16 protein-coding genes and 2 pseudogenes are annotated in these 18,195 nt (G+C 69.0%); 6 read left to right on the top strand and 12 right to left on the bottom strand.

The features are described from left to right. Positions 1-18: 18 nt before the first annotated feature. Genes ACIRG9_RS30960 through ACIRG9_RS30975 form a run of 4 tightly spaced genes read right to left on the bottom strand, consistent with a single transcriptional unit; the run spans position 19 to position 4,701 of the window. The gene (locus ACIRG9_RS30960) at positions 19-2,676 is read right to left on the bottom strand and encodes an FtsX-like permease family protein (protein ID WP_402863876.1); all 2,658 of its coding nucleotides are present in this window, start codon (positions 2,674-2,676) and stop codon (positions 19-21) included. After that, entirely contained in the window at positions 2,673-3,395 is a 723-nt protein-coding gene (locus tag ACIRG9_RS30965) for an ABC transporter ATP-binding protein (protein WP_402863879.1), read from the bottom strand. The genes ACIRG9_RS30960 and ACIRG9_RS30965 overlap by 4 nt, the downstream gene beginning before the upstream one ends. Continuing rightward, a complete protein-coding gene (locus ACIRG9_RS30970) occupies positions 3,392-4,060 on the bottom strand; it encodes an ABC transporter ATP-binding protein (protein WP_402863882.1) in 669 nt (222 codons plus the stop codon). Before ACIRG9_RS30970 ends, ACIRG9_RS30965 begins: the two co-directional genes overlap by 4 nt. Then, positions 4,060-4,701, bottom strand: coding sequence for a hypothetical protein (locus tag ACIRG9_RS30975; protein WP_402863885.1), 642 nt, complete (start codon positions 4,699-4,701; stop codon positions 4,060-4,062). The genes ACIRG9_RS30970 and ACIRG9_RS30975 overlap by 1 nt, the downstream gene beginning before the upstream one ends. Positions 4,702-4,980: 279 nt before the next feature. Here ACIRG9_RS30975 and ACIRG9_RS30980 point away from each other — a divergent pair, with 279 nt between their 5' ends. From ACIRG9_RS30980 to ACIRG9_RS30995, 4 genes are all read left to right on the top strand, one after another. Beyond that, positions 4,981-6,300, top strand: coding sequence for a sensor histidine kinase (locus ACIRG9_RS30980; protein WP_402863888.1), 1,320 nt, complete (start codon positions 4,981-4,983; stop codon positions 6,298-6,300). A gap of 383 nt (positions 6,301-6,683) precedes the next feature. After that, positions 6,684-6,836 (top strand): hypothetical protein, encoded by a 153-nt coding sequence (locus ACIRG9_RS30985; protein WP_402863891.1) that lies wholly within the window; start codon positions 6,684-6,686, stop codon positions 6,834-6,836. 172 nt (positions 6,837-7,008) lie between these two features. After that, complete coding sequence (locus ACIRG9_RS30990; protein WP_402863894.1) at positions 7,009-7,542, top strand: hypothetical protein; 534 nt, start codon at positions 7,009-7,011, stop codon at positions 7,540-7,542. A 259-nt stretch (positions 7,543-7,801) separates the two neighbouring features. Then, positions 7,802-9,181 carry a HEAT repeat domain-containing protein gene (locus tag ACIRG9_RS30995; protein ID WP_402863897.1) on the top strand — a complete coding sequence of 460 codons (1,380 nt, stop codon included), beginning with the start codon at positions 7,802-7,804 and terminating at the stop codon, positions 9,179-9,181. A gap of 77 nt (positions 9,182-9,258) precedes the next feature. On the opposite strand, the gene ACIRG9_RS31000 is transcribed toward ACIRG9_RS30995, so the two are convergent. The 4 genes and pseudogenes from ACIRG9_RS31000 to ACIRG9_RS31015 all read right to left on the bottom strand — a co-directional run. Next, positions 9,259-9,468, bottom strand: a complete 210-nt coding sequence (locus ACIRG9_RS31000) for a hypothetical protein (RefSeq protein WP_402863900.1) — start codon at positions 9,466-9,468, stop codon at positions 9,259-9,261. A gap of 230 nt (positions 9,469-9,698) precedes the next feature. Further along, positions 9,699-10,763: an aromatic acid exporter family protein gene (locus tag ACIRG9_RS31005; protein ID WP_402863903.1), complete on the bottom strand. Its 1,065-nt coding sequence runs from the start codon at positions 10,761-10,763 to the stop codon at positions 9,699-9,701. Positions 10,764-11,157: 394 nt separating this feature from the next. After that, complete coding sequence (locus tag ACIRG9_RS31010; RefSeq protein ID WP_402863906.1) at positions 11,158-12,126, bottom strand: NYN domain-containing protein; 969 nt, start codon at positions 12,124-12,126, stop codon at positions 11,158-11,160. A 175-nt stretch (positions 12,127-12,301) separates the two neighbouring features. Continuing rightward, a pseudogene (locus ACIRG9_RS31015) lies at positions 12,302-12,466 on the bottom strand (IS5/IS1182 family transposase); the annotation flags it as partial. Positions 12,467-12,516: 50 nt separating this feature from the next. On the opposite strand from ACIRG9_RS31015, the pseudogene ACIRG9_RS31020 reads away from it, so the two are divergent. Next, positions 12,517-12,762 (top strand): annotated as a pseudogene (locus tag ACIRG9_RS31020) (integrase core domain-containing protein); the annotation flags it as partial. Between the two features lie 623 nt (positions 12,763-13,385). On the opposite strand, the gene ACIRG9_RS31025 reads toward ACIRG9_RS31020, so the two are convergent. The 4 genes from ACIRG9_RS31025 to ACIRG9_RS31040 all read right to left on the bottom strand — a co-directional run bounded on the left by ACIRG9_RS31025 (position 13,386) and on the right by ACIRG9_RS31040 (position 16,458). Then, positions 13,386-13,895, bottom strand: a complete 510-nt coding sequence (locus tag ACIRG9_RS31025) for a hypothetical protein (RefSeq protein ID WP_402863909.1) — start codon at positions 13,893-13,895, stop codon at positions 13,386-13,388. 460 nt (positions 13,896-14,355) lie between these two features. Beyond that, entirely contained in the window at positions 14,356-15,189 is an 834-nt protein-coding gene (locus tag ACIRG9_RS31030) for an ABC transporter permease (protein WP_402863911.1), read from the bottom strand. Then, entirely contained in the window at positions 15,186-16,178 is a 993-nt protein-coding gene (locus ACIRG9_RS31035) for an ATP-binding cassette domain-containing protein (protein WP_402863914.1), read from the bottom strand. Before ACIRG9_RS31035 ends, ACIRG9_RS31030 begins: the two co-directional genes overlap by 4 nt. After that, positions 16,168-16,458, bottom strand: coding sequence for an antibiotic biosynthesis monooxygenase (locus tag ACIRG9_RS31040; protein ID WP_402863917.1), 291 nt, complete (start codon positions 16,456-16,458; stop codon positions 16,168-16,170). Before ACIRG9_RS31040 ends, ACIRG9_RS31035 begins: the two co-directional genes overlap by 11 nt. A 59-nt stretch (positions 16,459-16,517) precedes the next feature. Here ACIRG9_RS31040 and ACIRG9_RS31045 point away from each other — a divergent pair, with 59 nt between their 5' ends. Further along, on the top strand, positions 16,518-17,150 hold the full coding sequence (locus ACIRG9_RS31045; protein ID WP_402863920.1) for a TetR/AcrR family transcriptional regulator: 633 nt from the start codon (positions 16,518-16,520) through the stop codon (positions 17,148-17,150). The last annotated feature ends 1,045 nt before the right edge of the window (positions 17,151-18,195 follow it).

Below are 18,195 nucleotides of genomic sequence, written 5' to 3' on the forward strand. Positions count from 1 at the left end.
TCGGAAAGGGCGAAGCCTTTAGCCTTCCCGCAGGCTGGCGATGGTCGGTCTGCGGGTGGATCGGATGACTGCGGCCACCGCAGCCGCGCTGCCGGCGGCGGCGATGAGCGCCACGGTGGTCAGGTAGGGCCACGGCACCGCGAGGTGTGCCGGCGGCGGGTCGAAGACCCCGGTGAGGACCTTGACCAGCATTTCTGACAGCCCCCACGCGGCGCCGGCGCCCAACAGCAGGCCGCCGGCCACGACGATCGCCGCTTCACCGAGGATGAAGCCGGCGAGCTGCCGGCGGTTGGCGCCGAGAGCGGCGGCGAGGAAGAACATTCTGCGTCGCTGCATTAGGCCCAGTGCGAGCACCAGGCCGGCGGCTGCGGCGGCCAACAACAGCGCGAAGCCGAGTTCGACGCGGGTCAGGCCGGCCAGGTCGACCGAGGTCAGGCTGGACCCTACGGTCCCTCGCGTGGCGGCGAGATCCGTGACCGTCGCGCTCGGGCCGAGCTTCTGCCGGATACGGGCGGCCACCTCGGCGGTGTTCTGGCCGCCGGTGTTCACCAGAAACGCGCCCACCGCGTCATTGCCGGTCGCGGCAGCGATGTAGCTTGCGTTGGCGATGAAGAAGCTGTCCTTCGGGGCGGTGGGGAACTCCTTGGCGATTCCGACGTAGTGGAAGCTGACGGGCGTTGGCCGGGCCGAGCGGGGATCGGGCAGCCGCAGTGTGATCGGGTCTCCCGGTCGCAACTGGTAGTCCTTCACCGTTTCGGCCGAGACCAGGATCGCGTCGGGCTGGCGGGCCAGCGTGTCCATCAGCTGCGCCGCGGAGCCACCGGCGAAGTAGGCGTCCTGCAGTGACGTCGCCGCCGTGACCGTTTCCGGCCGTACCCCGTAGAGGTCCTGCAGGTCCGCGCCCACGTACGCGAAGCGGTGTTGCAGCGGCTCCACGGTCCGCACGCCGGGGACCGTGGCCAGGTCGGCTGCGGCTGCCGGCCTCACCCGGGCACCGGGCGGCTGGGTCACCGTGACGTCGGCGCCGTTGGTTAGCCGCGCGTCCACCTCGGCCTGTTGCCGGTAGGTGGCGTTGAAGGTCGCCGTCGAGGCGGCGAAGGACACCGCGAGCGCGACGAGGACGACTGCGTGCGCGATCGGCCGGCGTTGCCGCGACAGGGTCGCCGCCGCGGTGTTGCTGAGCTGTCGGGCGAACGGGTGCAGCAGTACGGCCACCAGCGGGCGGCCCCGGCTCAGTAGCAGGTCGGTCAGTCGCCACGTCAGCAGGCCCGTACCGATCCAGAACAGGGTCGGGCCGAGGAAAGCCCAGTAGCTGACCGAGATGCTCGGCACCCCCTCGGGGGCGAGGACAAGAGCGTAGGTTGCGCCGCTGGTCGCCCGGAACACCAGCGCGGACGCGGCCAGTAGCACCAGGTCGAGGCCGTAGCGTAGCCAGACTGGAGAGGAAACCTGTCCCACCACGGCACGGCCGGCCGTGACGGTGGATGCCCGCCGGTCCCGACGGGCCGGGACCAGGACGGTGATGGCCGCGATGACGAAGCCGGCCGCCGCGGCGGCTCCGAACCAGAGCGGGGCAGCGTTGCCCGCGCCGAAACCGGCCGTGCCGAATGCCGCCCGCCCGATCAACAGTGCCGCGCCGAGGCCGGCGGCGGCGCCGAGAACCGCGATGGCGGCCGCCTCTGATACCGCCAGTCGTGACAGTTGTCCGGCGGAGGCGCCGCGGGTACGGAGCAGCGCCTGTTCACGACGGCGGCGTCCGGTGGCCGCCGCGCTCACGGCTGCGGTGAGCAGCGCGGCGAGGACGATAGCCGGCAGCCCGAGGAACAGGAACAGGACCTGGGCGTACAGGGAGTCGGCGCGCGCGGCGTCCAGGGCCGCGCCCAGGTTGTCGCCGACACGCCCCGTACCGGCGAGGGTCGCCTCAAGATTGTGCGCCGAGGCGGTGACCGTGGTGAAGGCGGTGGCGGGGTCGGCCGGCAACGCGTGCGAGCGGGAGACGTGGACCTGGGTGGTGATCAGTTCGGGATGCGTCGCCTGGAGCGGGTCGATGACGCTGTGGTATTCCGCGTTCGGCAGCAGGATCACGTTGTCAGGCGGGGCTGCAGGCTGCGACTGGGGCGGCGCACCCACCTCCTGGAACAGCGAGTTGGCCTGCGGGAGTTCAACGATGCCGGCGATCCGCTCGGCCCGGGGCGGCAGTCCCGGCCGGGTCAGCGTCACCAGCGACCCGGGCACCGCGTGCAGGTTGGCGGCGGTCTGCTGGGCGACCAGTACCCCGGTGTCCGCGCCGGCCAACGTCCGGAGTTCGCCTGGGAAGGCGTCACGATAGCCGTCGGGCAGGCCGAGCACGATCGCCTGGCCGGTGGTTTGGGTCGCCGTTCCGTCCTTGGCGCTGAGCGAGGGCAGGGTGGCGAACCCGACGGGCAGCGCCGTCACCACGCCAGGGGCTGCGGCGCTGGCAGCCAGTACAGCTGCGGGGTCGGCGCCGGGCTGGGTCTCGACCTGCCAGTCCACGGCGACCGTGCGGGTTGCCCGGGCGGTCATGGTGGCCTTGGCGGCGGTGACGAAGCTGCCGAGCGCGGCAAGGAGCGCGACGGCGACGGTCACGCCGGCGGCGACGGCGAGAAGTTGGGCGGCGCGGCGGCGCAGCATGGCGGTCAGCCACAGCCGGGTCATGGCCGTAGCACCTGTTCGGAGGTGATCAGCTCGCCATCGTTCATGGTCCACACCTGGTCCAGTTGGTTGGCGACGGACGGGTCGTGGGTGGCGACCACGACGGCGGCGCCGAGGCGATGAGCGGTTTGCAGCAACCCGGCGATGACCCCTTCGGCGATCTCATGGTCGAGCTGGCCGGTGGGCTCGTCGGCGAGGATCAGCCGGGGCCGTCCGGCCAGTACCCGGGCAGCGGCCACCCGCTGGGCCTGCCCCCCGGACATCTCTTCCGGCAGCCGGTGGGTGAGCTCCTGCAGGCCCAACTCGGCGAGGGCCGCCTCGGCGCGGTGCCGCGCCTCCACGCGGCCGAAACCGTGCAGCAGCAGCGGGAGTTCGACGTTCTCGACCGCGTCGAGAGGATCGAGCAGACTCGGCGCCTGGAAAACGACCCCGACCAGTTCCCGGTGCTGTGCCGGGTCGCCGCCCAGGGCCGGCCAGGACAGCTGCCCGCCGGTCGGCTGCTCCAGACCGGCCATCAGATGTAGCAGGGTCGACTTGCCCGAGCCGGACGGGCCGACCAGGGCGATCCGGTCACCGGGCCACACCGTGCAATTCGTGGTGTGGACGGCGACGACGGTGCGGTGTCCGGTGCCGTAGACCCGCGAAAGGTCCGAGCAGCGGAACACTGCCGCCGTTCTCTCGGGCCGGTTCTCGCCGGCTGAGGCGGGCAATGCGACTGTCATGATTGATCCACCTGACCATCTCTGAGTCGGACGACCCGGTCCGCGGCGCGCAGCAGGGCAGGACTGTGACTGGCGGTCAACACCGCCGTCCCGGCGGCGGCCCGTGCGGCCAGCAGCGCCAGAAGTCGCTGCTCGGCCGCGCCGTCGAGCTCACCGGTCGGTTCGTCGGCGATCAGGACCGCGGGGTTGTTGCCGAGCGCGACCGCCAGGCTTGCGCGGGCCGATTCGCCGCCGGAGAGTTCGGCGGGATAAGCACCAGCACGGGCGGCGAGCCCCACCGCGTCCAGCAGGCTCGTCGGCGTGGTCCGGTCCGTACGGCCGGCGATCCGTTGTACGAACTGAATGTTCTGCATGATCGTCAAATGGTCCAGCAGGTTGCCGTGTTGGTAGAGCACGCCGATGTATCGCGCCCGGAGGGCGGCACGTTCGGCTTCCGGACGGTGGCTCAGCCGGTGGCCCGCCACCCGCACCGTGCCGCCGTCCGGCTCGTCCAGCCCGGCGAGGCAGGCGAGCAGGGTGGACTTACCCGAGCCCGAGGGCCCGGCCACCACCACGCGCTCGCCGGGGGACATGGCGAGTGAGACCCCGCACAGGGCCAGCGTCTCGTCCTCGCCGGCCCGGAAGAACCGGTACAGGTTCTGGGCCTGCAGCACGGGCCCGGCCATCACCGGTTCCATGTGACGGAGTCGGTGATGAGGCGCCAGGGGTCGACGTTGTCCGCGCCGTGCGGGCCGGACAGGGTGAGCGTCACCAGTTGTCCGTTGTGCCAGAACTCATACCGCTCGACGTCGTCGTTGATGACCTTTCCGGTCACCGAGTTCGGTGGCGCGTCGATGCGATAGGAGGCTAGTACAGCCGATCCCGCCTTCCGGCGCACCGTGGTCACGGTGCCCGCCGAGAATCCGGGCTTGCCCGCCCCGAGCGTTGCGATCTCAGTATGTACGTCCGCCTCTGTCGGGGCTACGGCGCGGGCGGCCAGGTCGACACGGACTGTGTTCAGCTTGTCGGTGAAGGTCACCGTGTTCGGCTGGTCCACGCGTGACCAGCCCTCCGGCACCCGCACTGTGTATTCGCCAGAGGCCGGGGTGTACCCGACGTAAGCCTGATTGTCAGGGATGTCACCCTGCTCGCTGACCTCTGGAGCATTCGGGTCCAGCCCGCCAGCCGGGGCCGTTGCCGTACCGCCGCTAGCGGCCGATGCTCGGGCGTCCGCGGACCCCGCCGCACCTCCGTCGCACGCGCCCGCCGCGCCGAGCGTGGCCGCGCCGAGGGCGACGGCAGCTAGAGCGGTCCTGAAGTCGGCCATGTCGTACCTCCTTCCGTCGGCGGCACTCGAGGCGGCGCCGCTCGTGGTCGTCAACCGGCGGTCGACAGCCCGGAAACGACGCTACGAGCCGGGCGGAAAGCGGCAGCTGAGACGGTGGTAAGCGGACGGCAAAATCTGCTCTGGCGCCGACGACGAGGACCCTGAGCAGGGCGTGAACCTCGCCGATCTGACCTGGTCTGCCGTACCGTGGTCGCCGGTCTGACCCGACGATCCGAGTGCAGGCGGGAAGAGGCAGCAATGCGCCGACGAATACTACGGTTGGCCCTGAGCGCCGCACTGCTCGCGTTGCTGATGTTCGGGATGCCGCTGGGCGCCGCCGTACGGCAGGTCTACCTCAACAGCGAACAGCGCGAGCTGACCCACCTCGCCGAGCAGGCTGCCGCTGCTGTCTCCATCGACAGCCTCCATGGCGCCGATCCGGTCGAGCTGCCCAGCACGGAGTCCGACACGGCAGTCAGCGTCTACACCGCCGGCACCGGGCGGGTTGCCGGCCGGGGGCCGGCGACCATCGACCCGGTCGTCACCGATGCGCTGGCCGGGCGCCTGGCCGAGCGCGTGACACAGGGGCAGATTCTTGCTGCGGTGCCGGTCCGTGACGGCGAGCGGGTCGTTGGCGCCGTGCGGGTCGCCTCCTCTGCCCGATCCGTCGCCCATCGCACCTGGCTCAGCTGGTCGGCGATGCTTGCCCTGGCGGCTCTGGCGCTGTCCGCTGCGGCTTTCGTCGCGCGCCGTCAGGCGCGGCGCCTCACCCAGCCATTGACCGATCTCGCCGGAGCCGCCCACGCGCTCGGCGACGGCGACTTCACGGTACGCGCCGGCCGCAGCGGGATTCCCGAGATCGACACCGCCGCGGCCGCTCTGGACCACACCGCGGCTCGCCTCGACGACCTCCTCGCCCGCGAACGGGCCTTCAGCGCCAATGCCTCGCACCAGCTCCGTACGCCGCTCACGGGATTGCGGCTTGCTCTGGAATCGGCGCTCGACGGCGACGAGTCCGCGCTGCGCCAGGCTGCCCACCGCGCTATCGAAGCCGCCGACCGGCTCGAACATACGATCGAGGATCTTCTCGCTGTGGCTCGGTCCGACACCGCGACCCGGGAGCGCCTCGACATCGACGCGATCCTGGACGACATACATCGCGCACGGATCGGATCGCTCGGCGGTCAGGGGCGGGCGCTGCGCATCGAGCGCGACGTCGAACTGCCCATGATCACGGCCTCGCCGGTCGCGATCCGCCAGACCCTCGGGGTGCTGCTCGACAATGCGATCGAGCATGGCGGCGGAGCGGTGACCGTCCGGGCCCGGAACGTCGATGGGGCCCTCGCCGTGGATGTCTGCGACGAGGGCCCGGGGCCGGACCCGATGCGATCGACGGACCTCTTTGACCGTTCGCGTAGTAGAGCTGCAGGTCGCGGCCTCGGGCTACCGTTGGCGCGGGCCCTCGCGGAGGCGGAGGGCGGACGGCTGGTTCTCACCCGCGCCGGAGCGCGGCCCTGTTTCACCCTCTTTCTCCCGCAGCATTCCGCCGGCGGTGATTCCGGCGCGGACGGGCCGACCGAGGACGATCCAGCTCAGTGAGCACTATCGGCGGCGTCGGTGGGTCGTGGGATCGGCACCGCACCGAGAACAACCACGCCCCGTTCCGCTGCCCGTCCTCCACCGGCTCGGGGCGATGTGCTGGCTGTCCGAAGCCAAGGGGCTGACGCTTGGTCCGGTATCGCCACGGTGAGAAGCGGCTTCGACAGTGCCGCTCAGCGGGCCTTCAGGGACCGGGAATCCGCCAAGGCGGATAACCGTGCACCACCCTCAGGGCTGCAGGGAACGGCAGACGGGTGGTGGCGTCGGCGGTGCCGGTTGGGGGAACTCGGTCGGTCTACCGCCGGGCTGGCGGGATGTGATGCCTGTGGAGGCGGTGTAAGACCTCGGCTTGGGTTCGTCCCGGGGGCGGGCAGGTACGTGAGGTGAGCCTGCCGGACATCGGCAACGGCTACTTCGTCCACGCCCCCGGCCTGGTCGCGTGCCGGGAGGTGACGTCTGTCCGGGGGCGCTTCCCCGCGGACGTGGTCGTGTTCGCCGGTGATGGCGGCGGCATCGTGTTCGCGGTGGCGCGATGACCGGCTCGCCGGTGTCTACCGCAGCGATGGCCCGCGATTGGGCGTGGTGGCAGGGAATCTGATCGGCTTTCTCGATCGGCTAGGTGGCGCGGTCGAGGTGTTCACCGCCACGGGTGCAGTCGGCGACCTGTAGAAACGGCTGGCATGGCTCGGTCCGAGGGAGTGAGACTTCGTGGCTGTGGCTCAGGTCGTGACTGCTCGCCAGCGCTCGTACCGTTACGTCGGCCCGGCCGATGTGCTTGCCGTCGTGTCGGGCGAGGGCGGTGGCTGCCGGATTGATTCGGCCGGCGATCTGGCCGAGTGGCTGGCGACACTGAGCCCGGCCGAGCGCGTCGAGCCGCACACGTTCGTCGTCGACGTGGCCGGTGGGTTGCGGCTCGCGCCCAGGCGCAGTGAGCACGTCGCCTGCTCGGGCGGCCGACCCGTGATCAGCGCCGGCGAGATCACCTTTGCCCGGCAGGACACGGGCTGGACGGTCACCGAGGTGAGTAACCAGTCGGCCGGGTACTGCCCCGAGCCGTCCTCGTGGCCGGTCGTGGCCGCCGCGTGCGAGAGGGCGGGTCTGTCGCATCCCGACGGATTCACCACGGCGTTCGAGTTCCGCCGCTGCTCGGCCTGCGACCAGCTCACCATCGTCAAGGACGACGACTTCACCTGCGCCGCGTGCGGCGGGGAACTGCCGACCGTATGTAACGCCTCACGCTGACCCGGCGCTGTGCCTGACCTCCACGGGCCCTTCCGAAAGCGCTCGACGTAACGCGCCGAGTGGCCGGAACCTTTCCAACCCGTGCTGGGCTGGGCTGCGGGTCGGCCACGGCCCTGAAATCGAGTTCGAACGGGTTTGTTGGCTCGGGCAGGATGGCGGGGTGGTGATCTGGGGGAGACGGGGCGGCGGGGTTCAGCGGTCGGAGGTGGGGGAGGGCGGGCCGCTCAGGGCGGTGCGCGTCGCGGTCGACGGTGCCGCGGTGGGGCGGTCGGAGGCTTTGAGCCATCTGGTCGAGGTGCTGCTCGAGGTCGATGATGCCGTTGACGAGGCGGCGGCGCGGTCGGCGTTGACGCTGGTGGCTGGCGTTGCGGGTTTGGTGGCCCGGCTGGACCGGCACGTGCGGCAGGCACCGTGGCATGGCCCGTACCAGGAGCCTGTATTGCGGCGGGTCGGGGCGCGTTTGTCGGTCGCGACATCGGGGCCTGCCGCGATGGCGCTGGCGAGCATGCATGCTGACGGGCGGATCCGGGAACGCGCGGTCACGGCGATGGTCGGTCGTCCGTGCCCGGAGGTGATGCCGTTCCTGGTGCTGCGTACCGGTGATTGGGTCAAGCCGGTACGGGATCGGGCGCGGGCCGGGCTGGCGTTGCTGTCGGCGCCCGTCGAGGGGCGGCGCGGGCTGCTGGGATCGGGTGGCCGCCGGCAGCGGCGGTTCGTGTTCGACATCGTCCTGGCTCAGGACTGGCTGCGTCTTCCCGACTATGTGGCCTGCGCCGAGACTGACTCGGATGTGGGGATCCGGGTTCGGGCGGCCGAGGCGGCCTGCCGCGAGGCGGTCTGGACCCGCCGGCCCGATGTCCTGCGTCGCCTGGCCCGGTCGGTTCGTGCTGAGGTGCGGGTGGTGGCGTTGACCGGGCTGGTCCGGGTCGGTCAGGACGGCGACGTTGTCGTGTACCTGGATGATGACGCGCCGCTGGTACGGGCGGTGGCCCGGGACGCGGCCCGCCGGCTCGGCATCGACGCCCGGGAGCATTACCGGACGGCGGTCAGCGCCGCAGAACCAGCGCTGGGCGCGATCGCTGGGCTTGCCGAGACCGGCTCGGCAGCGGACGCCCCGCTGCTGCGGCCGCTGCTGGCCCACTCGCAAGCCAGGGTCCGTGCCCAGGCCGTACGAGGCCTGCGTCTACTCGAGGCGGTTGTCGCGCAGGAGGCGCTACCGCTGCTACGGGATCCGTCGCCGGCGGTGGTCCGGGAGGTGACCACCGCGCTGCGGCCCTTGACGGGTGCCCTGCCGCCAGGCCTTCCGTGGCAGCTGCTCGGGGATGTCCGGGTGGAGTTGCGTCGGGCCGGCTACCGCCTCCTGCGTGGCCGCGGCGTCGACGTCCAGTTGCGCGCTGCCCTGATGCTCACCCTCGACCCGGACCCTCGCCTGGCCGAACGTGGCAAGGCCGACGTGACCCGCCTCGCTCGGGACGGCGCACGAACGACCTGGCGTCGCACTCCACCACCCGAGCTGCCGGTCACTGTCGCGCAGCACGGCGAGCTCGTCGCGTTGGCGGCACGAGCGGCGGTGGCACTCGGCGAGGACATCAGTCGGATGCTCGCCACCTGGCTGGCGCGTACCCGCCCCGGCACATGAGCCCGCTCCCCGCCTCACAATGGTCCGTGACCGACCCCGGACGGGCGGATCTGCTCGTGTGTCTGCGCGCGGGCATGTCAGGTGTTGAGGGTTGCCCATTGCGCGGAGGTCATCACCAAGGCGAACAACGGCCCGTAGAGGTCGCGCAGTTGGGCGTTTATTCGAGCGAGCTCCATCTGTCGGCGTTCGTTCCTGTACTGGACGATCAGATTCGCGACGAAAACACCGGCCGCGACCAGGACGCTGGCCGACGCGGTGACAGCGGCGGGAGTCACGGCGGACGACACGGCGATGGCCCTGATCGTATCCTGTCAATGCCGGACTCTCGGAACAAGGCGGCGCCGGTCGCATCGGTCCCTGCCTCGACCGAGCCGATTGCTGGATAGTTGCCGATCGGGTGGAATCGGAAGCTGTCCACAAGGCGGTCAGACTGGCGGGACAGCCGGGGAGCCGGTCAGCAGGCCGAGCCGCCCTTGGATAGTTCCCAGGGCTTGGCCCCGTCGATTGCGGGTGGGGCTTACGTTTGCTCGTTGGTGCGAGCAGCGTCTGTGCCGTTTTGGACGGCCTTGCGTACCTCCTGGTTCGCGGGTGTCGGGTCGTAGCCGGTGGCGCGGAGTAGGTCACTGGCGGCGGTGCGTACCTCGGTCACGACCGCGTCTCCGAATTCCCCGACACCCTGTGCTCGGGCTCGGCCGGCCTGCCGTGCGGCGGCGCGTGTCGTGTGGTGGGTTCGTTCGGGCGAGCGCCCGGCACGGTGTTCACGGCGCAGCAGTTCGACGGCTTCGGCGAGATGGTTCACGGCTGCGGGCAGGTCGGGAGGAATCTGCTCCTTGTACTGAAGGGCCATCGCTGAACGGCGGGCCACCCCTCGGCTGTGCTCGATGACCCGTTCTATCTGCACACTTGCGCGAGCGAATCGTTCCACATCTTGGCGGCGCTGCCAGCGGGCCGGTGCCAGGCTGACGACCTCCTCGGCGCCGCTGAGGGCTTGGTGCATCCGATCCAGGTCAGGTCCCATGCTCCGGAGCGTCTCCAACGCGCGAACCGCCCGCTGCTGATCGTGCGTTGCCAGCGCGGCGGAGACCTCCCTCAGCTGCCCCGCGAGGCATCGGTAGATCGGGGCTGCGTCGCGGTCGAGAATCCGCATCGGGTTCAGCGGTAGCAGCAGGATGACAACGACGAGACCGACTACGCCGCCAACCATTGTTTCGATGATCCGTGGCCACTCGAGGTTCTTGTGCGCCGGAGCCAGGGTCGCGAGGAGCACCGCTGTGCCGCCGGCCTGCGCCACAGCTGACCCGCTACGCCCGAACAACAGCAGCGTGGCCAAGATGGCACAGCCGACAATGAGCCCGGTCTGCCACAACCCAGTACCCAGCAACATCAACAGAAAGTCAGTCGCGGCGATACCCAGTCCGACTCCGACGAGAAGTTCCACGGTACGACGGGCGCGTTGGCCGAGTGCGGCGACGATGGTGCCCACGGCAGCGGACGGCGCAAAGACCGGCGAGGGGTTGCCCAGCACATTGTGTCCGAGCCACCAGGCCAGAGGAGCGGCGAGCCCAGCCTGCACCGAGATCACCAGGGCGACCTCCAACTGGTTCAGCCGTAACCGACCTGCTCGAACGCTTCGCCCTCGAACGTGTCCCGCGGTGGCCTTCACCCGTTCCGCATCACGATCGACCCGTGAACGTTTATCTGCTCGCCAACGCCCGTTACGACTCACCGACCACTCGTACCCCCTGTACGCCTGCGGAATCCGTCCTGCTCATCGGCCATGTTTTCCGCAGTTGGCAGGCGCAGAACACTGGTGTCGCGAAGGTCCGCAGGGGCTCTGCTCTGCCAGCAGGAGGACCGGCACCCAAGGCGGGTGCCGGCGACTTCTTTCGGCCCGGCTGGGCCGTGACCTGATGGGGCCAAAGGTGGTGCAAAGAAGGGGTCACCGCTGGTCATCGTGGTAGTGATGGGAACCTGCGTCACTGCGCCTCGTCATTCTTCTTCCAGAACTGCGCCCGAAGCTTGTGCCGCACCTGTTCACTCATGTCAAATTCGCCACGACGGTCGGATAAATCGGTCAGCAATGCCTTGTCGATGTCGCGTGGGATCGATGGCTTCCCAGCCTTGAGTTCCGCCAGCGCCTCCGCGGTGGCGGACTTGCGGAATGCCGTCAGGACGTTGAAAACCACCGAGTCGATCTGTTCGGCAAGTTCGGCGGGGTCCTCATACTCCGTCGAGACCTGCGGCTCGCGGCCGGTGGCCGCGCTGTAGACAAGCACAGACGACGACGGACGGAGCGCACTTGGACGTCCCAGCCCGGCGAGGTCCCTGGGCGTAGCCTTGACCTGCGGTTGCCTGGCTGGCGGCGCGACCGCCACCGGCTGCGGCGTCGGGGGCGACGGCGGCGGCATTTCGACCTTCGCCACCGACTGATCAACGGTCTCCGGAGGCAGGATTTCAAGCCCGTCGGCCGCTCGAATCAGATGCCGGCTGATGCCGTGGGGCTTGTTCTCCGTGTTGGGAACGGCGAGCAGGATGACCTGTACGCCGTGAACTTGGGCCTCCTCGACAGCCTCGGTCAGATCGTCGTCGCCCGAGACGAGGATGAAGACGTCGGCGGCTCCGTTGCGCGCGTGCGTCACGAGGTCAAGCCCAATGCGCAGGTCGATGCCCTTCTGCTGGCCGTCCATGCCGAACCGGCCGAGCCGCAACTTGACCTTGGGCAACTCGCCGATGCGCTGCTGCTGGGGATCGGGCACGCCGTCCTTAGCTGAGTCGTACCAGTGCACCCGGAGCACTGACAGTTCCGACATCCTCTCGGCCTGCCGCACAAGCGCGTCAATCAGCGGCGCGTAGTCGACGTGAACCCCGCTGCGCAGCGACGTCCCGGTCACCCGGACAGCTGCGGAACTGAGCAGGTAACCGACATCCACATAGACGGAGCACATAGACCTCATGGTTCACAGGATGCCACCAACCCTGATCGCCGCGGACGCGCTGCGACCACTTTGTCGACCATGAGTCGCCGTCCGCGCCGAACGCGAACCCCTCGATCTGAGGCGCACCCCACGCCGCGGCACCACATTGAGCCATTCCGAGCAGTGGGTTGATCGCTGTGGGTGATCATGTGGTGCGGCCGTGCTCGGTGTGGAGCGGGACGAGTGCTGCCGCGACGATCTTGCCGATCCGCCACGGGTTCAGGCTGATGTTGCGTAGCGCTTTGAATGTGGTCTTGAGTAGGGAGTTTCCGCGTTCGCCGATCGCGCGTAGCCGGTTGTGGGCGGTGTTCTGCATCGGGTTTGATGGAGACATTGATGTTCCCCGGGTTCGGTGGAGTCGGGTTGGCACCGTCGATGGGATCGATCGGCGACTGCTACGACAACGGCATGATCGAATCCTTCTGGGGCCGGATGCAGACCGAGCTGCTCAACCGCCGGCGGTGGCGCACCCGCATCGAACTAGCCAACGCGATCTTCGAGTACCTGGAGATCCTCCACAACCGGCAACGCCGCCACAGCTCACTGGGCATGCTCACCCCGGCCGAGTATGAAAGGCTCCACCCGATCGCCCTATCCGTCGCCTGACGCCAACCAACACGGCTCCGCGAAACCCGGGGAACATCACGCCAGATTGGGGCGGTAGTGACACGTTTGGTGAGGTTGTCGATCATCGCAATGCGGCTCATGCTGTCGCGGGTTGTCAAGTAGGGCTTCGTAGTCGCGGGCCGGCCGAGGGTGTTGGGTCGGGCCCGGGCGCGGCGCCTGGATTGCTCCGGGTCCGTTTCCCGGGCCTGCCCGCTTGGCTGCCGGGCAGTGACGTCCAGCCGCACAACCTCGCCTCCGCTGTGGTGGATAGCGCCCACCAGCTCGTTGATCTCTGCCTCGCGGTGGGAGACACCCCCAGCGTCAGGTGGGCCGCGGAACAAGCCTGGCTCGCCGACCCTACATGCCTCGATGACCACCCTGGATCGACGCCATGCGAGCAGCGCACGCCGCCGGCCGTGCTGCCGAGCTCTGAGCCCTTCTGGACGACCTCGTACCGTCTCGTGAAGCAGAAGTTCCGGAGGACCTATCGCCGAACACATACGAAGCCATCCATGAGCTTGTTGGCATCTCCTGAAGGCCGACTGACAGGAACGCGTTCCCGATCTACTAGCGCGAGCCTCCCGACACGAATGAATCAGTCAATCTGGTGATCAGTCACCCTTTCAGTCGGGGTCGCTCGGTTGCCATTCCGTCATGTTGAGCATCAGTTGGGTGCACGAGGGCACCTCTGGGCACGCGCTCTCGTGGGCGATGTTCCGGTCGTCGGCGTCAATGGTCATCCGGTGCTTGGGCGGGTAGACCAGGCTGACGCAGTTTGGATTCTGAAAGCAGCGACTCTTCCCGGGTCGGGCGCCCGCCTGCCGGAACCGTTCGGAAAGGGCAGTCAGTGCCGCGGGCCCCGACACGTTCGGCGCGATGTAGAAGCGCGTCCAGCGCGGCTGGCCGGGGGGAGACTTGTCCTCCAGCGTTTCCGCCACCCGCCACCCATCCGGGAGGGTGATCCTGTCGAGGGCGGCGTACGCGGCGTCGTTGCGTTGCGCAGCGGGCCGGTACGAGAAGTACCAGACGCTTCCGCCGATGAGGGCCACGACCAATGCGGTTGCGGCCGGGATGGTCCACTGGCCTCGGGTTTTGATGGCGTGCTCCACGACGTCGAACGGTCTCCGGCGCACGCAGTATTCCTCATCAATCCTTCGCCATGGGGGCACCCGTCGCGCTGGAGCCGCAATGAGCACCTCGGCAAGGAGATCGCCAAGCGGACACCGCTCCCGAGACTCCACTGATCACGAACTGGATGGGCACACCGGCCGGCGCATCGAGGCGGCATGAGCGTGCATCTGATCGGTGCACTCCGTTTCGTCTGTCGGGCTGTTCGGCGATGGGCAGGTTTCGAAGGCTTCGCGGTGGGTCCCATGAGGCGCGTGCCCCATTCCGGTTGTCGGATATCGGTGGGTTGGAATTCGATCGTCGTGGGTTTCAGGTCGATGATGGGGGTGCCGGTTGCGGCGTCGAGGCCGAGCACTTCGAGTGTCCGGCCGCTCACCGCTGTGCTGGGGCAGGGCAGGTGAAGGCGGGTCAGCATCGGTCTGCTCCTCGTGGGCATGGGGCGCGGCGACTGAGCGTTTTCGGTGGTCACGTGCGGGTGCGGTACAGGCGCATGGTGAGTGGGCCGAAGATCGCCACGAGCAGGACCGCCGTGAGGAGCACGACGCCGATCCGGTCGGGCTCGGCGGTGCCGTGCATGAGCCCTCTGACGGCGTCGACGAGCAGGCTGACTGGGTTGACCTCGACGAACGTCCGCAGCCATCCGGGCATGGTCTTCGGGTCGACGAAAACGTTGCTGGCGAAGGTTAGCGGGAACTGTACGAGGAAGCTCACCGCCGAGATGGCGCTCGGTGTGCGAAGTACGAACCCGAGCGTCGCCCAGACCCAGGACAGGCCGAACGCGAATACGAGGATGAGCGCGACCGCCGACAGGACGCCGGCGGCACCGCCCTCGGGGCGGAAGCCCATGACGAGTCCGAGGGCGAGGACGATCCCTGCGGCGAGGAGGTTGCGTCCGGCGTCACTGATCAGGCCGCCGACGATGAGGGCCGGGCGCCAGATCGACATGGACCGGAAGCGGTCGACCACGCCGGTGGTGATGTCGGTCTTGAGGTTGACGCCCGCGTACACGGTGATGAGCAGCACCGCGAAGACGGTGGTGCCTGGGAGGAGGTACTGGAGGTACTCCCGTGTCGAGCCGACTACGGCGCCGCCGAACAGGTACGTGAACATGACGGTGAACAGCACCGGAATCATGATCGCGTCGGCGAGTTGCTCCGGAACGTGCTTGATCTTCAGTAGGGCGCGCTGAGCGAACGTGAGGGACGCCGCCACCGGGTTAGCACGCGGTGGTCGCGGATGCGTCGACACGGCGTCGGGGAGGGTCTGGCCGATGTCCGCCGTCGTTGATGTCGTGTTCATGCCGTCTTCTCCGCTGCTGCGTCGGTGTCGACCTGGGTGCTGCGTCCGGTGAGGGCCAGGAACGCCTCGTCGAGGCTGGGTTGGCCGAGCGCGAAGGTCGTGAGGTGAATTCCAGCCCGGATCAGGTCAGCGAACGCGGCCGAGGCGCGGGCGGGGTCGTCCACCCGGGCCGAGAGCAGACCGTCGTCGGTGCCGGTCTGGACCGCGACGCCGAGGGAGCCGGTCAGGAGCCGCGCGGCCTCGGCCTGACGGTCCGGCTCAAGTACCTGGACCTGGAGGGTTCCGGCACCCACCGACGCCTTGAGCTGTGCGGGTGTGCCCGCCGCGATGATCCGGCCCCGGTCAACGACGGCGAGCCGGTCGGCGAGCCGGTCGGCCTCGTCGAGGTACTGCGTGGTGAGTAGCACGGTGGTGCCCTGGCGGACGAGGGTGCGCACGATGCTCCATATCTGGTTGCGGCTGCGTGGATCCAGGCCCGTGGTCGGCTCGTCCAGGAACAGCAGGTCCGGGGTGACGATGATGCTGGCGGCGATGTCCAGCCGGCGCCGCATGCCGCCCGAATGCGTCTTGACGGTTACGCCAGCGGCATCGGTAAGCCCGAATCCGTCGAGCAGTTCCTCGGCGCGTGTCCTGGCTCCGGCCCTGCCGTAGCCGAGGAGCCGGGCCAGGATCGTGAGGTTCTCGAACGCCGTCAGCTCCGCGTCGATCGTGGCGAACTGGCCGGTCAGGCTGATCCGGTCGCGGACACGGTCAGCTTCGCGTACGACGTCGTGGCCGAGCACTCGAGCGGTACCGCCGTCCGGTCGCAGGAGGGTGGCGAGGATGCGGACAGTGGTGGTCTTACCGGCCCCGTTCGGACCGAGGAAGCCGAAGACACCGCCGGCTGGCACAGCCAGATCCACCCCGTCAACGGCGCGGTGGTCGCCGAAAGCCTTGACCAGACCGATCGCTTCGATCGCCAGTTCGCCGTGCACCGGGTCAGTGCTCATCGACGACGGTCACATCATCGGCGGTGACCGCGCGGGCCAGCGAGAAGGTGGGCGCGGTCTCCGGAAGCTCGGGGGCGATCCGACGGGCCGCTAAGAGGCGCTCGGCGGAGTCCCACCGCCAGATGCCGATCCAGGTCTGCTCGTCGACCTGCCCGAGTCGCGTCTCGACAAGGCCGGGCGTCGCCGACCTGATCGCGGCGACAAGGTCGGCGTGCCGGGTGCGCAACGCGGCCCCAGCGTCAGGCTCGATCGTGAATCGGGTAACGGTGATGACAGACATGCTAGAACCAATCTCTAGAAGTGGCATCTAGTGAGAGATTCTAGAGATAGACTACTGCGGTGGCTGAAGTCAAGAGCATGAAGACACGGACCCAGCGGGCGGCGGAGACGCGGGGGCGCATCCTCGACGCCGCGCGTGAGCTGTTCATCACCAACGGGTACGGCGCGACGAACCTGCAAGAGGTCGCCGACCGGGCGGGGGTCGCGATTCAGACGATCTACTTCGTCTTCGGGAACAAGCGCAAGCTGCTCAAGGAGCTCGTCGACGTCACGATCGCCGGCGACGATGAGTCGATCGCCACGATGGACCGGCCGTGGTTCCGTGAGGCACTGGAATCGAAGACCGCCGATGCCCTTCTCCGTGCACATGTCCAGGGCGTCGGCGAGGTGCTGCACCGCGTGGCGGCCATCACCGACATGGTGGCCACCGCAGCGGCCTCCGACGCCGAGGTCGCGCAGCTCTGGCCGGACGGGGAGCGGCCCCGGCTCCAAGTGCAAACGACGGTCGCTGAGACCATGGTTACCAAGCCGGGTGCACGAGCCGGCATCACCGCCGAGACGGCGGCCGACATTCTGTTCGCGCTGCTGAGTCCGGCCCTATACCTGCTGCTCGTCCGCGAACGCGGCTGGCCGCCCGAACGATGGCAGCAATGGACGTTTGACACGCTACGAGCACAGCTCTGTGCCCCCTAACCTCGCGAGTACTGGAGTGGCGCTGGCGCTACTGGCCGACGACACGCCGCACGAGCGCAGCCGCTCACGCCGTCCCATATTTCACGATCCAGCTCGCTGTCATCGGCGTCGGCTATGAGCGTGCAGCCCTACGTGGCGGACACCAGCGGCCTCCACCGTCACGCACCGTTACTGGATGCGCGGCGAGATCAGGCTGTGAGGACCGGTTTTGGCCGTCCCGGTGATAGCCCAGTTCATCCGTCATAGCTACCGGCCTCTATCTACTCGGCAAACGGGCGCAGGGCCAGGACGGTGTGTAACGCGGCGCAGGGTACGGATCCATCCTTCGGCGGTGTGCCGGGGCACGTTGTACAGGCCGCCCGCCACACGGCCGGCCTGTACACCGACCCGAGATCACTCGGGGGCTGCCGGCACACGTGGCCCTTGGCCGCCTCGCCCTTCGCGGTCTGCTTGGTGGCCTTCCGCGCCGCGGTGGTGATGTTGGCGCCCGCTGCGGTTCTCCGCCCAGCCGCCCGGGTCGCGCCGGAGGCCGACGCCGTCCTTCGTGCTGCCCGATCTCGTGCGCGCCGACACCGTCGGGGAGCACACCGGCAAGCAGGTTCGCTTCGTTGGCCCTACGGCCGACGAGGGCGGCCGGGTTGAGGTGACGGGACACGCCTGCGCGGCTCTACTGAGGCCGAAGCCGTAGTCGTGCGGCCCGCTGAGCCAGTCGAAGTCGTACTCGTCGGCGTTTGCACGCTCACGAATGCGGAAGTCCTGCCCGTCGACCGTCATCAGATTCCTCCGTGGATACCCCGGTCTTCAGGCCGGGGAGGAAACGGACTCCTGCGGAGCAGGACAGGGACCGGGAATCCGCCGCCAGGGCCGATGACCGTGCACCACCCACCGGGCTGCACGGAACGGCAGACGGGTGGTGGCGTCGGCGGTGCCGGTTGGGGGAACTCGGTCGGTCTACCGCCGGGCTGGCGGGATGTGATGCCTGTGGAGGCGGTGTAAGACCTCGGCTTGGGTTCGTCCCGGGGGCGATCGCCGATGAAGCAGGAAG

Origin of the sequence: Micromonospora sp. NPDC093277 (assembly GCF_044765245.1) — a bacterium.
In the GTDB taxonomy this organism is placed as follows: Bacteria; Actinomycetota; Actinomycetes; order Mycobacteriales; family Micromonosporaceae; genus Micromonospora.

Excerpts from the sequence above, each read along its gene's own strand:
- ACIRG9_RS30960 (WP_402863876.1), bottom strand. The coding sequence starts at position 2,676 with ATGACCCGGCTGTGGCTGACCGCCATGCTGCGCCGCCGCGCCGCCCAA.
- ACIRG9_RS30965 (WP_402863879.1), bottom strand. The coding sequence starts at position 3,395 with ATGACAGTCGCATTGCCCGCCTCAGCCGGCGAGAACCGGCCCGAGAGA.
- ACIRG9_RS30970 (WP_402863882.1), bottom strand. The coding sequence starts at position 4,060 with ATGGCCGGGCCCGTGCTGCAGGCCCAGAACCTGTACCGGTTCTTCCGG.
- ACIRG9_RS30975 (WP_402863885.1), bottom strand. The coding sequence starts at position 4,701 with ATGGCCGACTTCAGGACCGCTCTAGCTGCCGTCGCCCTCGGCGCGGCC.
- ACIRG9_RS31010 (WP_402863906.1), bottom strand. The coding sequence starts at position 12,126 with ATGTGCTCCGTCTATGTGGATGTCGGTTACCTGCTCAGTTCCGCAGCT.
- ACIRG9_RS31030 (WP_402863911.1), bottom strand. The coding sequence starts at position 15,189 with ATGAACACGACATCAACGACGGCGGACATCGGCCAGACCCTCCCCGAC.
- ACIRG9_RS31035 (WP_402863914.1), bottom strand. The coding sequence starts at position 16,178 with ATGAGCACTGACCCGGTGCACGGCGAACTGGCGATCGAAGCGATCGGT.
- ACIRG9_RS31040 (WP_402863917.1), bottom strand. The coding sequence starts at position 16,458 with ATGTCTGTCATCACCGTTACCCGATTCACGATCGAGCCTGACGCTGGG.